Below are 12,246 nucleotides of genomic sequence, written 5' to 3'. Positions count from 1 at the left end.
GGTTTGGAAATTTTAAAAAATGTGCTTTTTTAGGAAAAGAAGGGTGGAAGTAAGATGATTATACTGAAATCAGCGCGAGAAATTGAAGAATTGAAGTCCGCTGGTCAAATTGTGGCTGACTGTCACCGAGAGGTTGCCAAGCTGATCGAGCCGGGGATCACGACCCAGGAGATTAACGATTTCGTAGCCAGACATATTACCAAGCTTGGCGGTAAACAATTCACTAAGGGATATAACGGTTTCCCGGCTGAAACCTGTGCCTCGGTCAATGATGTCGTCGCCCATGGCTTCCCTAACAAGAAGCCGCTGAAGGAAGGGGATCTGCTGAAGCTGGATATCGTCGCTGAATATGAAGGCTGGTTCGGGGACTCCTGCTGGTGCTATGCCATCGGCCAGATCAGTCCAGAAGCGGAACGTCTGATGCGGGTTACGAAGGAATGCCTCGATATTGGCATTAGTAAGGCGCTGCCTGGCAATCGTCTTGGCGATGTGACCTCGGCTATTCAGCAGCATGCGGAATCAAATGGTTACTCGGTGGTACGCGATTTGCTGGCGCACGGAGTCGGGCGTAGCTTACATGAAGATCCGAACTTCGAGCATATCGGCGTGGCCGGCAAAGGCCTGCGTCTCAGAGAGGGCATGGTATTTACGATCGAGCCGATGATTAACCAAGGTACATTCCGGATTACGATCGATGATGACCAATGGACAGCCAGAACAGCTGACGGCAAGCTCTCTGCTCAATACGAGCATACTTTGGCGCTAACCGCAGATGGGCCAATCATTCTCACAGCACATTAAGATAGCTGCAAAGCTAATATAGCGCTATAGGTAACTTGAACCGGTTAGGGACCTCCAGGTCTCTGGCCGGTTTTCAATTTGCCTGAATATCCAGTAATCACCTGTTGTCATGGGGAATATTTGTTCGTATTATGAATATAATAAGAACAAACGTTCTTGTAGAAGGTGAGTGTATGAATTATAGCTTGCGAAGTGACCCGGTATGAATCCAATTCCTTGGCAGACGCCGGAAGAGGCGGAGTTCATTAAAGAATCCGTCCTGCTTCCGATCCTGCTGGATGTGCTGGAGAGAGACCGTGCGGCGATCCTTCGGGCGGAATTGAAGCTGCCTGAATTGTACGGCGAACTGATTGAAGTGTTGCAGAATAGGGCGACGGCGGATTTGTCCTTGGTTCGTCAAAGGATGCGTAAGCATGGCATGAAGGTATATGAGGAACGTAGGACGACGCTTGGTATTGAAGCCAGTTATCTATGCCGCGGATATCATTATGAATTCTCCATGCTATGGGGGCTCGTCAAGGCGGAAATTCTGCAGCGGCTTCGTAGGTACTTGAAGATCCAGCCTGTGAAAGAAGGGAATCGCTCATGAAGCAGAGAGAGCGTGTCATTATGATGGGGGATTGCCAGTCGTTCTACGCCAGTGTGGAGAAGGCGGATTATCCGCAGTATGAAGACCGTCCGTTAATCGTTGCTGGTGATCCTGAACGCCGCTCCGGCATTGTGCTGGCAGCTTGCCCGATAGCGAAGCGGTACGGGGTGACGACGGCGGAGAACGTAGGTACGGCGCTGGCGAAATGCCCGGAGCTTATTGTGATGCGGCCCAGAATGGAGAAATACATTCATGTGTCGATGCAGATTACGAATATTATGAGGCAGTTTACCGATCTGGTGGAGCCTTATAGTATCGATGAGCAGCATTTGGATGTGACCGGTAGTCTGTCCTTGTTCGGGGACCCGGATACATTGGCCCGTATGATTCAGGCCGAGATTTCACGTAAGACGGGAGTATATTGCCGCTTCGGTGTCAGTTATAACAAGGCGGTCAGTAAGATGGCCTGCGATAATTACGCGAAAAAGAATGCCGACGGCATTTATCTGCTGCCGAGAGAGAAGCTGGAGGAGGCGCTCTGGCCGCTGCCGATCCGCAGCTTGCTAATGGTCGGTTCCCAGATGGAGCGGCATCTGCTCAACATGGGCCTGCCGACGATTGGTCATCTGGCCAATACGCCGCTGTCCAGGCTCAAAGCCCGCTTTGGCGTGAATGGAGAGGTACTATGGCGGCTGGCCAACGGGATCGATCCTTCCCCTGTGAACCCGAACAGTCATCAGGGGCTTAAGTCGATCGGCCATGAAATGACCTTGCCGCGCGACTACTATTCTCTGGAGACGATTGCGATCCCGCTTCTAGAGTTGACCGAACTCGTCTGCCGCCGCTGCCGGGATAAAGGGGTTATGGGCAGTGTGGTCCATGTAAGCTGCCGGGGAGCCGATTTTGACCGTCCTAGCGGATTTTCGCGGCAATGGAAGCTGGCTGATCCAACGAATGTGACTAATCAAGTGTATGATGCGGTGATGACGCTGTTCCGCAAGCATTGGGATGATCTGCCTGTACGTAAAGTGGGGGTGAGCCTGTCGGACCTGACCCGGGCGGATGAATATCAACTGACTCTGTTCGATGAGCGCCCCAAATATCAGGCCTTAGAGCGTGCGACGGATGAGATCAAGCGGAGGTACGGAGAATCCGCGATCCTTAGAGCAGCTTCAGTGACAGCTTCGGGTCAGGCCAGAGACCGGGCCGGCAAGATTGGAGGACATTATAGATGACGAGAACAGGAAAGTTATATGGTAACGGGCTGTGGGAATCCTCGCGAATGATGCTGCCGGAGCATAAGGAAGCGATTCTGAGCAGCAATCGCGTTCTGAAGAAGAAGCTGCGGGCAGAGCTGGATGAGCAGGAGCTGGAGAGAGTCTCGCGGATTTTAATGGAATCTCTGGAGGAAGGAAGAGAGGTGAAGCTCCTTTTATTTGGGGAGTATGAAGATCAGGAGCTTCGCGGAACGGTGATCCGTGTAGATTCTGGTCGGCGGCGGATTTGTCTGCGGGCGGGCTCCGAACAGATATGGGTTTTGTGGCGTGATATTGTTAGCGCTGAATGCGCGGAAGAATATGGAGGGGAATGACGAATTTCCAGTTGAAGTATGGTAAGGTCGTCCCATGGTGCTGCAGGCATATTATGCTATAATATGGGTTACAGCATTTTGGAGTGAATGGGGAGATAGTTAATGATCTTGCACAAAGGTGATGTTTTATTTCACCAAGGGGATGAATGTGTAAACTTGTATCGCATTAAAAGCGGATTATTTAAGGTAATACGACTGCATGAGAACGGAAATGTGGTATTGTTTAATATTTTGTATCCCGATGAGATCGTTCCGCACCATTCTCTGGTTTCACCAAAGGAAATGCTTGGAACGGCGATTGCCCTCGTTCAGAGCGAGGTAGAGGTCATTCCGGCGAAGGTATGGTACCGGGAATTACAGAATAATCCGGATAAGGCATTGGAGGTCGCCCTGCTGCTGCAGGAGAAGCTGAGGTTTATGCAGGAGCGGCTGGATCATCTGTCTGTCGGTACGCCAGCCGAACGGCTGAAACTGCTGGGGAACTGGCTGAGTCAGCATGTCGAAGGCATGCATTTAACCGATTATTTAACGCAGGAGGAGATCGGTCAGCTGATCGGAGTTAGACGCGAGACGGTCAATCGCCTGCTTAAGACGCTAGGCTAAGGTTCATTTTTGTGAATGGACTATTTTGCCTGGCTGCCTTTATTTACACAATCATTAGTTCATAAAACATTTTTTGTCATGAACGGATTTGTGCTATAATAATTATAGAATTAAAAAAACAGAAAGGATCAGGATACCATGTGTCCCTTAAGGACGAATCCCCAAAGGACGATTTGGAAACGTTGTGATCTCTCTTACACTTAGCTTCTTACGTGGAACGTCGGTTTACGACAATACCCTACGAAAGAAGCGAGTGATGATGCGAAGTACGAAGTCCTCCAGGATCTTCTTCGCAGGGTGTTGGCGTAAGGTCAACCAATCTGCGATAAGAGGGATTCTTTATGAGGAAGAAAGCAGCAAGAAGGAAATTTGAAGGTAAGCAGTTATTAATTTTGATGTTTGGTTCTTTTATATTGGCATTTGCGTATTATCATATTAATTTTCAGAATGGTCTGTCAGAGGGCGGCTTCGTCGGTCTGGCGCTGTTGGGCAAGTATTTATTAAATTGGTCCCCGGCGCTGTCGATGCTCGTGCTGGATGTCCTCGTGATGATTGTGGCTTTATTTTTCAGAGGCTGGAAATTTATTGGAAATACATTATTCGCTTCGTTGCTATTCTCGGCATTCTATGAGCTGTTCGAGCAATTCTCCCCATTGACGATGGATTTAACGGGCAATCTGCCGCTGGCAGCGTTGCTGTCGGGTCTGTTGACAGGGGTTGGCGCCGGACTTGTTCTACGTGCTGGCGGAGCATCAGGCGGAGACGATATTCTGGCACTAATGTTAAGTGAGTGGTCAGGCATCAAGATTGGTACGATGTTCATCCTGATGGATGCGGTCGTGCTGATGGTATCTTTGTTCTACCTGCCATTTAAAGAGACGATGTTCACCATTATGGCGGTATTGATCGCGGGTAAGATGATTACCTGGACGGTTCAATACGGTCGTGAAGATGTGGCATCGCGCAAGGTTTCTTACGGCATGAAACAGAAAACGGCGTGAGCCCCCGGGCTGCAGCGCCGTTTTTCTTTTTATAAGGCTTATAGGCTGGTGAATGAGTACAGGCTCTGGGGGATTCTGCTATAATATGGAATATAGTTGTTCGCGGGAATGGGGGGATCACATATGATTTTACATAAGGGGGAGGTTCTGTTTCATCAAGGGGATGAAGGCCTGAATCTATATCATGTTAAGAGCGGATTGTTCAAGGTAACTCGGCTGCATGAGAACGGGAATTTGGTGTTATTTAATATTCTTTATCCGGGGGAGCTGGTTCCGCATCATTCCTTAATTTCTCCGAAGGAGACGCATGGCACGGCTATTGCGCTTGTGCGCAGCGAAGTAGAGATTATTCCTGCACAGAGATGGTACCGCGAGTTGGAGGAAGATCCGCAGAAGGCGCTTGAGATCGCCAAGCTATTGCAGGAGAAGATCAGGTTTATGCAGGAAAGGCTGGATCATTTAACGGTAGGAACGCCTGCTGAGCGGTTGAAATTGTTGAATAAATGGTTAAATCAGCATGCGAATGGTGTTCCGTTGACGGATTATCTGACGCAGGAGGAGATCGGTCAACTGATCGGGATTCGGCGTGAGACGGTCAATCGCTTGCTACGAGAGATGAACAGGGATTAATCTAAAAATATAAAACCCCCACGAATCTGGTGGTGTGTGTGAAGCACCGACCTGGTCCCGCAGGGGCGTGGCGTGACAGAAGTTAGCTCTAACGAAACTCCAGAGCGCTATTTCCGCGAAAACAGCGGTCAAAAAATTCTAACGAAACACCATATCGCTATTTCAGGGAATTCCCGGCTTTAGACGCCAAAATGGCCCCGATAGCGATACCCAGTTTCGTTAAAATCGGCGGAGGCCCATTTTGGTGCAAATAGCGTTACCACGTTTCGTTAGAGTTGCTCGGGCACCATAATACAAGGCCTTTTAGTCCAACAACTAATCCAAACTATCGGCTGGCCCAAAGAACTCGAAATGGATTCGCTCTTCAGGAACCTTCCATTGCTTAAGCGCTTGATGAATGGCTCTCATGAACGGAGTAGGCCCGCAGAAATAGAAATCGGCGTTGGCACTAGCTACGGTTTGCAGCCAAGGAAGATCGATATAGCCGATCTTGTCGCATTCTTCACCTGCGGCTGGAGATTCATAGACAACGTAGGAACGTAAGGACGAATGCGCCTCCGTCCATTGGATAATATGCTCTCTCATCGCATGGTGGCTGCCGTCACGAGCAGCGTGGATATAGACGACATCATGGGCGGGGTCCTGCTCTAGCAAGGTCTCAAGCATGCTGACCATCGGTGTCAGGCCTACGCCGCCGCTAATGAGCACAACCGGAAGCTGGACAGCAGGATCGAGTGTAAATTCACCGGCTGGCGCACTAAGCTCCAGAATGTCTCCTTCCTGAATATCGTGATGCAGATAAGTGGATACGATCCCGGCTGGTCTATCGCCTTCGGCCTCCTCACGTTTTACGGAGATGCGGTAATAAGCGTGGCCGGGTGAGGTGGACAGGCTATAGTGGCGCAGATGGGTGAAGGCTTGCCCTTCCGGTTTAACCCGTACCGTGATGTATTGTCCGGGCAGGTAACTGGCGATTTCTTCGCCGTCTTCCGGTTTCAAGTAAAAAGAGGTGATAACATCGCTCTCTTTAACCTTGCGATCCACGATGAAGCGGCGGAATCCGCGCCAGCCACCGGGCTCTTGTTCAGCCGCCTGGTATATCTCCGCTTCAACACGGATGAAGACATCAGCGATGACGCCATAAGCTTTGCCCCAGGCCTCGATGATCTCATCGGTCGCGGCATCGCCGAGCACCATCTTGATCGCTGCGAGCAGATTCTCGCCGACGATCGGATATTGTTCAGGCAGAATGCCAAGCGCCCGGTGCTTTTGGGCAATTCCTCGGACGACAGGGAGGATTTCTTCGAGATGATCGATATGGGCGGCGGCAGCATAGACTGCGTTGGCCAGAGCTGTAGGCTGTTTGCCTTGACGCTGGTTTGCGTGGTTGAACACATTGAGTAATTCGGGATGATTTTTAAACATGGTCTCGTAAAATTTCCGGGTAATTGCCTGCCCATGAACCTCTAGTACAGGAACCGTTGATTTAATGATTTCAATTGTCTTGGGATCTAGCATAGGGGGCACCTTCTCTCTGTGTGATAAATCTTACAGTTATAAGTATAGGCGCACCGAAATAGAGCTAATTGTGATTGCCGTCACTTCAATTATTTACAAACCGTGAACTTGCGGGATATGCAATTAAATTTGTCACATATAAAAATATAAAAAACGGCGCCGCCCTAATCCTAATAAGGCGCCGCCGTTTCCATATAAAAGCGATTAACTCTGAATTAGCTCTGCTCCTCAAACAGCGGCAGATATTCTCCATAACCTTCCTTCTCCAGCTCCTCCTTCGGTATGAAGCGGAGCGCAGCGGAGTTGATACAATAGCGGTGTCCAGTCGGGCCAGGGCCATCATCGAATACATGTCCCAGGTGAGAGTCGCCCTGCCGACTTCTGACTTCCGTACGGACCATGGAATGGCTCTTATCCAGCTTCTCTTTGATATTATAGGACTGCAGTGGACGCGTGAAGCTCGGCCAGCCACAGCCAGCATCATATTTATCGAGTGAGCTGAACAGAGGCTCGCCGGAGACGACATCCACGTAGATGCCATCCGCCGTATGATCCCAGTATTCCCCGGTGAACGGTCTTTCAGTAGCGCTGTTCTGGGTAACCTCATATTGGATCGGTGTCAGAGCCAGCTTCAATTGCTCACGGTCAGCAGGCCCGGACCAATGGCGTTCAATGAAGTCTTCGCGGCCAGAGCCAAGCCGGTAACGCTTGTAATGGAGCGGATTCTTCTTGTGGTAGCCCTGATGGTAATCTTCAGCTGGATAGAAGGGCTTAGCCGGAAGAATTTGTGTGGCGATCGGTTTATCGAAGCGTCCGCTCTGTTCCAGCTCCAGCTTGGATTGTTCCGCTTCCTCGCGCTGGCGTTCATTATGGTAGAATATGGCCGTAAGGTAGGATTCCCCGCGGTCATGGAATTGTCCCCCAGCATCGGTCGGATCGATCTGCTGCCAGAATAGAGTAAGCAGCTTCCGGTATGGAAAGACGGCCGGATCAAAAGTAATTTGCACAGCCTCGTAATGCCCTGTTCTCCCGGCGCATACCTCCTCGTAGGTTGGATTTTCCTTATGGCCACCGGTATATCCCGAGATGATCCCGTGAATACCCGGAAGCTCTTCAAATGGGGATACCATACACCAGAAGCAGCCGCCGGCAAAAGTAGCCAATTCCAGATTAGATGCTTGGTTCATGTAGTTCCCTCCGTTTCAATAATAGTAAGTATCCGTTGTTCCGATATTTATTATAACTTTTTTAGATAAAATTCGAAATAAACATGGCTTCCGAAGTTATATATTGACAGGCAAATTTATATCCTATAATATTATGAAATACAACATATGTTGGTTTGAATGATTAAAGGGGAGTAGCTGCTTTCAGTAAAGTCGTCATTACGAGATTACCATCTCCGGCTTTATTGGCAACTTACGGTTGTTAGCGAGACCTTTACCATTGCAGGGTAAAGGTTTATCCATTGAAGACCTTTACCGCAATCGGTAAAGGTCTTTTTTTCTTAACAATAAGCCAAAATAACAACAACACTAAACTAATTGGGGGAAAAAAGATGGATATCGGCTTGCTTATGGAGTATGGTTGGGTGCTCATTGTGCTGGTGGTGCTGGAAGGATTGCTTGCTGCAGATAATGCGCTGGTCCTGGCGATTATGGTGAAGCATCTGGATGAGGATGTGCGGAAGAAGGCATTATTTTACGGATTGGCAGGGGCATTTATTTTTCGCTTCGCCTCGCTGTTTATAATTTCATTCCTCGTCGATGTATGGCAGCTTCAGGCCATTGGAGCACTTTATCTCTTATATATGGCAATTAATCATATTGTCCGCAAACTGGTGGTTCACAAGACCGCTGATGGAGCGGAGCAGAAGGACGAAGATAACGCAGGGAAAAAGAAGAAGACTTCCGGCTTCTGGGGAACGGTGCTGAAGGTGGAGCTAGCGGATATTGCATTCGCGGTGGACTCCATTCTGGCGGCGGTCGCACTGGCTGTTGCCTTGCCATCTACCAGTCTGCCGAATATCGGCGGCCTGGATGGCGGTAAATTCATCGTGATTCTGCTCGGAGGCTTCATCGGGTTAATTATTATGCGCTTTGCCGCTAACTTCTTCGTGAAATTGCTGCATTCCCGTCCGGGCTTGGAGATCGCTGCTTTCCTGATCGTGGGCTGGGTAGGTATCAAGCTGGCTGTCCATACTTTGGCGCATCCGTCGCTCCACATTATTCCTGAAGCCTTCGCGGAGAGTACGGGGTGGAAGATGACATTCTATATCGTCTTGGTGCTGATCGCGGTCTGTGCCTGGTTCCTGTCAGGCAAGAAGTCCGGAGAGGAGCAGAGCGGCCAGGCGAACGGATAACTTCTGGATCATGGTTCAGGCGGATGCATTGCCCTGAATTTTCGACCATAATAGAACGCTGCTATAAGCCGTTAAATGGGCCTAGAGCAGCGTTTTTTTAATGCATGCCATGATTTCGCGATTCTTGTCTGTATTGCTTCGGGGACATGCCAAATTTCTTGCGGAATACTTTATGGAAATAATTGTAGTTTGGGAATCCCGAGCTCTCAGCGACATGCTCCAGTGACATCGGACTGAAAGTAATTCGCTCCCGCGCCATATTTAGCCGCACCTCCAGGGCATACTGAATGATGCTCGTATCGAAGGTCTCCTTGAATAAATGGACAGCGCGCGACACACTGATACCGACATGGCCCGCAGCATCCTCCAGCTTGAAAGGGGAGGCGGCATTCTCTTCAATGTAGTTCTTGATGCGATGGGCGAGATAGGACGGATAGGTGGGCAGCGGCTGCTGCAGAAAGTTTCGGTCGATATCCAGGCATAATATTTTCAAGTAATACTCTGCTATTTCAGGCGTAGGGTTGGAGATCCGCCGCTGCTCCAGCATGATTTGACGGAAGGCACCGATCATTCCCTCGGACAGGGGCACTTTGATTTTCTGCGGACGGTTGTATTTTTTCCACCAATCTTCAATCCAGCCTCCATATAGGAAAATATGATAGTCAGCACTGGAGACGATCTTCTCGCCAAGCTGATTCTGCTCCGCTTCGATTCTGAGCTCATAGGGCTCCCCTGGCTTGAACAGCAGCAGATCGCCTGGCTCAAGGAGCTCGAGCTTGCCATCCAGACGTGCCCGACAGCGTCCAAAAGACTGCAGACGAATCAGATAGCTCTGCAATCCTTCGGGATTGACCATATGAAATGGTTTGCGATGAGACGAATAATCGGCAGTTAATATTTGCAGGTTCGTGTTTTTTGCCGCTGTTTCTTGCTTGGGCTGAGAAGACGGGTTGGCAGTAAACATATGCAAGTTTCGGCAATCCATTGATGATTCTCCTTTGTGAGTAATTAAAATAATGACCAGATTGTTCATGTTTGAATCATATTATTCATTTTAAATGAAAGCGATTTGAAATACTATGGATTTGTAGTCATTATATAAAAAATCCTTTTCAGGAGTGGTGTCTTTGGCCGAATGTCGAGATAAGAGATAAGTTAGTATGCCCTTGAACTCGGCGCGTCCGGAAGTGTTACAAGTTATAAAGTACAAATTTGCAGTAACTTGAAATTACCGCCACAATCATTCATACGAGGTGAGTATCATAATGGCGAAAGTAGGATTACAGCTTTATACGGTTCGAGATTATTTGGAACGGGATTTTGAAGGGACGCTGCGGAAGATAGCCGAGCTTGGCTATCAAGGGGTAGAATTCGCCGGCTTCTACGGGCGTACATCTGAGCAGGTGAAGGCTATTCTGGAGGAGACAGGACTTGTCGCTTTGGGTGCGCATACCCCTTATGAACGCTTGCTTCACGCACTCGATGAGGAAATCGCATTTAATAAGGCGATCGGTAATCGCTATCTGGCTATGCCTTATCTGGCCGAAGAGGATCGCGGACGCTGGGGTGAAGTAATAGAGGATTTGAAAGTGATCGGTCAGCGCTGCGCTGACGAAGGAATGGTATTGTTCTACCATAATCATGATTTTGAATTAACCGAGAAATTAGGGGACAAGCCTGTACTTGATACATTATTCTCCGAGGTATCTGAAGATCTGCTCAAGGTAGAACTGGACTCATGCTGGGTGTATTTCGCCGGCTTTGATCCACTTGAGTATATTGCTAAATATAGCGGACGTATGCCGCTGCTTCATTGGAAGGACCTGATTAAGAAGGCGGATGGATCTCCGGAAACGGTGGAGCTTGGCACAGGAGAGGTAGAGGTTAGCTCCATCGCCGATGCCGCTATTCAGGCCGGAGTCGAATGGCTGGTCGTTGAACAGGATTATTGCGCGAATGACTCGTTAGAGAGCATTGCGACAAGTATGGAATTTATACGCGCTTATGCACAAAAGGGAGGAAAATTGAATGTCTAAGAAATTAAAAGTAGCAGTTATCGGATGCGGTGGGATCGCGAACGGCAAACACTTGCCAAGTTTGTCGCAGGTGGAGCAGGTTGAATTGGTCGCTTTCTGCGATATTATTGAGGAACGCGCAGTGAAAGCAGCCGCTGAATATGGTGTAGAGAATGCCAAGGTATATACGGATTTCCGCAAGCTGCTTGCCGAAACCGACGTAGAAGTGATTCATGTATGTACGCCGAATGATTCCCATGCGGAGATTACGATCGCTTCATTAGAATCTGGTCGCCATGTGATGTGTGAGAAGCCGATGGCCAAGACCACCGAGCAAGCTCGTCAAATGCTTGATGCTGCGAAGCGCACAGGCAAGAAGCTGAGCATCGCTTATCAAAACCGCTTCCGCAATGACAGCTTGTATTTGAAGCAATTATGCGAAGAAGGCGAGCTGGGGGACATCTATCTTGGTAAAGCGCTGGCTCTTCGTCGCCGTGCCGTTCCTACCTGGGGCGTATTCCTCGATGAAGAGAAGCAAGGCGGAGGCCCGTTGATCGATATCGGTACCCATGCTCTGGACTTGACGCTGTGGATGATGGATAACTATGAGCCGAAGAGTGTGACTGGGTCGGTATTCCATAAGCTGGGCGACCGTGAAAATGCAGCGAATGCCTTCGGTCCATGGAATCCGGAAGAATTCAAGGTTGAAGATTCGGCCTTCGGATTCATTACGATGAAGAACGGTGCAACGATCATTCTTGAATCGAGCTGGGCGATCAATATGGTCGATATCGGCGAAGCTAGAACGATGTTGTGCGGCACAGAAGGCGGAGCGGATATGACGAACGGCCTGCGTATTAACGGCGAGAAGAACAGCCGTTTGTACGACACGAAGATCGATCTCGGTGCTGGCGGTGTAGCTTTCTATGATGGTAAGGAAGAGAATGAAGCAGTACGTGAAGCGAAGAGCTGGATTGAAGCGATTATCGAAGATAAGGAGCCAGTCGTAAAACCGGAGCAGGCTCTCGTGGTTACGGAGATCCTTGAAGCGATTTATGAATCGGCGAAGACGGGTAAAGCAGTTTATTTTGATTAATTCATGCGTAGGCGGGTAGCATCTATTTACGCTCTATTTA

Annotated in this window: 13 protein-coding genes; 10 read left to right on the top strand and 3 right to left on the bottom strand. The window is 49.2% G+C overall.

Annotation, left to right across the window (positions count from 1 at the left end; all coding sequences use genetic code 11):
• The first annotated feature begins 54 nt into the window (after window positions 1–54).
• The 7 genes from map (at window position 55) to BFJ94_RS09310 (ending at window position 5,215) form a co-directional block, all read left to right on the top strand.
• Window positions 55–801: a type I methionyl aminopeptidase gene (gene map, locus BFJ94_RS09340; RefSeq protein WP_120462420.1), complete on the top strand. Its 747-nt coding sequence runs from the start codon at window positions 55–57 to the stop codon at window positions 799–801.
• Window positions 802–1,003: 202 nt separating this feature from the next.
• Window positions 1,004–1,390 carry a YhjD family protein gene (locus tag BFJ94_RS09335; RefSeq protein ID WP_120462419.1) on the top strand — a complete coding sequence of 129 codons (387 nt, stop codon included), beginning with the start codon at window positions 1,004–1,006 and terminating at the stop codon, window positions 1,388–1,390.
• Complete coding sequence (locus tag BFJ94_RS09330; RefSeq protein WP_120462418.1) at window positions 1,387–2,625, top strand: DNA polymerase IV; 1,239 nt, start codon at window positions 1,387–1,389, stop codon at window positions 2,623–2,625. The genes BFJ94_RS09335 and BFJ94_RS09330 overlap by 4 nt, the downstream gene beginning before the upstream one ends.
• Entirely contained in the window at window positions 2,622–2,981 is a 360-nt protein-coding gene (locus tag BFJ94_RS09325) for a YolD-like family protein (protein WP_120462417.1), read from the top strand. The genes BFJ94_RS09330 and BFJ94_RS09325 overlap by 4 nt, the downstream gene beginning before the upstream one ends.
• A 102-nt stretch (window positions 2,982–3,083) precedes the next feature.
• Window positions 3,084–3,584 (top strand): Crp/Fnr family transcriptional regulator, encoded by a 501-nt coding sequence (locus tag BFJ94_RS09320; protein ID WP_120462416.1) that lies wholly within the window; start codon window positions 3,084–3,086, stop codon window positions 3,582–3,584.
• Window positions 3,585–3,925: 341 nt separating this feature from the next.
• Entirely contained in the window at window positions 3,926–4,585 is a 660-nt protein-coding gene (locus BFJ94_RS09315) for a YitT family protein (RefSeq protein WP_120462415.1), read from the top strand.
• A gap of 123 nt (window positions 4,586–4,708) precedes the next feature.
• Window positions 4,709–5,215: a Crp/Fnr family transcriptional regulator gene (locus tag BFJ94_RS09310; RefSeq protein WP_120462414.1), complete on the top strand. Its 507-nt coding sequence runs from the start codon at window positions 4,709–4,711 to the stop codon at window positions 5,213–5,215.
• Between the two features lie 315 nt (window positions 5,216–5,530).
• Here BFJ94_RS09310 and hmpA read toward each other — a convergent pair whose 3' ends face one another.
• Both hmpA and msrA read right to left on the bottom strand, forming a co-directional pair.
• Window positions 5,531–6,733 (bottom strand): NO-inducible flavohemoprotein, encoded by a 1,203-nt coding sequence (gene hmpA, locus BFJ94_RS09305; RefSeq protein WP_120462413.1) that lies wholly within the window; start codon window positions 6,731–6,733, stop codon window positions 5,531–5,533.
• A gap of 215 nt (window positions 6,734–6,948) precedes the next feature.
• Window positions 6,949–7,920 carry a peptide-methionine (S)-S-oxide reductase MsrA gene (msrA, locus tag BFJ94_RS09300; RefSeq protein WP_120462412.1) on the bottom strand — a complete coding sequence of 324 codons (972 nt, stop codon included), beginning with the start codon at window positions 7,918–7,920 and terminating at the stop codon, window positions 6,949–6,951.
• A gap of 371 nt (window positions 7,921–8,291) precedes the next feature.
• On the opposite strand from msrA, the gene BFJ94_RS09295 reads away from it, so the two are divergent.
• Window positions 8,292–9,095 carry a TerC family protein gene (locus BFJ94_RS09295; protein ID WP_120462411.1) on the top strand — a complete coding sequence of 268 codons (804 nt, stop codon included), beginning with the start codon at window positions 8,292–8,294 and terminating at the stop codon, window positions 9,093–9,095.
• Window positions 9,096–9,192: 97 nt separating this feature from the next.
• Here the strand turns inward: BFJ94_RS09295 and BFJ94_RS09290 are convergent, their stop codons facing one another.
• The gene (locus BFJ94_RS09290) at window positions 9,193–9,951 is read right to left on the bottom strand and encodes an AraC family transcriptional regulator (protein WP_229716821.1); all 759 of its coding nucleotides are present in this window, start codon (window positions 9,949–9,951) and stop codon (window positions 9,193–9,195) included.
• 409 nt (window positions 9,952–10,360) lie between these two features.
• Between BFJ94_RS09290 and BFJ94_RS09285 the strand changes: the two genes are divergently transcribed.
• Together BFJ94_RS09285 and BFJ94_RS09280 are read left to right on the top strand one after the other, a co-directional pair.
• Complete coding sequence (locus BFJ94_RS09285) at window positions 10,361–11,131, top strand: sugar phosphate isomerase/epimerase family protein (RefSeq protein ID WP_120462410.1); 771 nt, start codon at window positions 10,361–10,363, stop codon at window positions 11,129–11,131.
• On the top strand, window positions 11,124–12,206 hold the full coding sequence (locus BFJ94_RS09280; protein WP_120462409.1) for a Gfo/Idh/MocA family protein: 1,083 nt from the start codon (window positions 11,124–11,126) through the stop codon (window positions 12,204–12,206). Before BFJ94_RS09285 ends, BFJ94_RS09280 begins: the two co-directional genes overlap by 8 nt.
• The last annotated feature ends 40 nt before the right edge of the window (window positions 12,207–12,246 follow it).

Origin of the sequence: Paenibacillus aceti (assembly GCF_003614185.1) — a bacterium.
Taxonomy (GTDB): Bacteria; Bacillota; Bacilli; order Paenibacillales; family Paenibacillaceae; genus Fontibacillus; species Fontibacillus aceti.
This window is presented reverse-complemented; position numbering and strand designations above follow the sequence as displayed.

What these genes read in the sequence shown, in the direction of transcription:
- map (WP_120462420.1), top strand. Translation starts at nt 55, where the DNA reads ATGATTATACTGAAATCAGCGCGAGAAATTGAAGAATTGAAGTCCGCT.
- BFJ94_RS09335 (WP_120462419.1), top strand. Translation starts at nt 1,004, where the DNA reads ATGAATCCAATTCCTTGGCAGACGCCGGAAGAGGCGGAGTTCATTAAA.
- BFJ94_RS09330 (WP_120462418.1), top strand. Translation starts at nt 1,387, where the DNA reads ATGAAGCAGAGAGAGCGTGTCATTATGATGGGGGATTGCCAGTCGTTC.
- BFJ94_RS09325 (WP_120462417.1), top strand. Translation starts at nt 2,622, where the DNA reads ATGACGAGAACAGGAAAGTTATATGGTAACGGGCTGTGGGAATCCTCG.
- BFJ94_RS09320 (WP_120462416.1), top strand. Translation starts at nt 3,084, where the DNA reads ATGATCTTGCACAAAGGTGATGTTTTATTTCACCAAGGGGATGAATGT.
- BFJ94_RS09315 (WP_120462415.1), top strand. Translation starts at nt 3,926, where the DNA reads ATGAGGAAGAAAGCAGCAAGAAGGAAATTTGAAGGTAAGCAGTTATTA.
- BFJ94_RS09310 (WP_120462414.1), top strand. Translation starts at nt 4,709, where the DNA reads ATGATTTTACATAAGGGGGAGGTTCTGTTTCATCAAGGGGATGAAGGC.
- hmpA (WP_120462413.1), bottom strand. Translation starts at nt 6,733, where the DNA reads ATGCTAGATCCCAAGACAATTGAAATCATTAAATCAACGGTTCCTGTA.
- msrA (WP_120462412.1), bottom strand. Translation starts at nt 7,920, where the DNA reads ATGAACCAAGCATCTAATCTGGAATTGGCTACTTTTGCCGGCGGCTGC.
- BFJ94_RS09295 (WP_120462411.1), top strand. Translation starts at nt 8,292, where the DNA reads ATGGATATCGGCTTGCTTATGGAGTATGGTTGGGTGCTCATTGTGCTG.
- BFJ94_RS09290 (WP_229716821.1), bottom strand. Translation starts at nt 9,951, where the DNA reads ATGGTCAATCCCGAAGGATTGCAGAGCTATCTGATTCGTCTGCAGTCT.
- BFJ94_RS09285 (WP_120462410.1), top strand. Translation starts at nt 10,361, where the DNA reads ATGGCGAAAGTAGGATTACAGCTTTATACGGTTCGAGATTATTTGGAA.
- BFJ94_RS09280 (WP_120462409.1), top strand. Translation starts at nt 11,124, where the DNA reads ATGTCTAAGAAATTAAAAGTAGCAGTTATCGGATGCGGTGGGATCGCG.